We start from the raw sequence: 1,147 nt of genomic DNA, 5'->3' as shown, positions 1-1,147 counted from the left end.
CATTAAGTTATCAGTGTCCCCTATTCCCCTGTGTCCCCTATTCCTCCTTATATTCCCTTCACCTGACTGATCTTATTGATCGAAAAAGCAAAGAATATCAACCATAGAGAAGCATAACCAATAAACCACGCTATCAATATCCAGCCATTTACTTGAGCAATACTTATTGAGAAAGAAGCCACTTCAATCATCACTAAAGAAACAGCCTGTACAGCCAAAGCGATAAATAAAATAAAAAAGTCAAAAAAAACCACTTCAAATTTTAAGCGAATAAAATTAAAAAAGCTCAAGATAAAAAACAGAAAGCACCCAGCACCAATCAACAAGTCCTCTCCACCACCTTGGCTAACTAAACTACTAACAGGCATCACCTCAGATCGTTCATCAAGGAAGAAATAAAGACTACCGAATTTATAAAATAAAAAACTTAATAGCACTTGAAGCAACGCTAAAAAAATAATTATAGGTCTAAAATATTTCACATTAACCACCACTACCTTAAAGCATCCGAAATCGCACCTTGATGCCCCCATGACCTTCTAGCTATAGGAGAGCCTTGATTGATAGGCAAATCTCTAGCTAAAGCATCTATACCAGCATTATGACCATAGGTGGCTTCCTGTAGAGTAACCGGCCGCCCCAGTCTTGTCTGGAAGCTAGCAACATTTAGTGCAATTAAAGATATAGCAGATTGATCATTTGCCAAAAGCTTTATTATTTGGTTTCTTGTAGCTCTACTCATCATGGAAACATCTACATCTAAAAGCCTCGCGGCAGTATTTATGTCCATTTCTGCCAAACCAACACTGGCATCATTGGCTCCGGCTGTAATCATGACCCAAGCAGGTCCATTTTTTAGGCTAGCCCAATTGCCGTGGTACTTTTCTTGGAATATGATGCTAGCCACATGCTGTGGATTTACTCCCCTAGCACGAGCAGCACTTATGATTGTATTTTTGTGCTTACTAATTAGATCAAGAGCAGCTTGCCCCTTTTGTGCACCCTCTTCAACCGCCTCCGCCTTCTCCGTAGCCGCCTTCAACACCCACCCCAAAACCCGATCAAACGAACTCGGATTCGGCTCCGTATCATCCGCCCCGCGACTATCACCCCCAACCGCCTTCACCGTCGCATCAAACGCCAACTT

At 41.8% G+C, this 1,147-nt stretch carries 2 protein-coding genes; both read right to left on the bottom strand.

The window, feature by feature from the left end; translation table 11 throughout:
• Positions 1-47: 47 nt before the first annotated feature.
• Positions 48-482: a hypothetical protein gene (locus FKG94_RS28595; RefSeq protein WP_142930360.1), complete on the bottom strand. Its 435-nt coding sequence runs from the start codon at positions 480-482 to the stop codon at positions 48-50.
• An 11-nt stretch (positions 483-493) separates the two neighbouring features.
• Positions 494-1,147 (bottom strand): hypothetical protein (locus FKG94_RS28920; RefSeq protein WP_179957862.1); only part of this gene is annotated, 654 nt, incomplete at its 5' end.

Source organism: Exilibacterium tricleocarpae, assembly GCF_007004655.1.
GTDB classification, from domain to species: domain Bacteria; phylum Pseudomonadota; class Gammaproteobacteria; order Pseudomonadales; family Cellvibrionaceae; genus Exilibacterium; species Exilibacterium tricleocarpae.
Note: the sequence above shows the minus strand (reverse complement) of the source record. Positions and strands in the feature narration are given on the sequence as shown.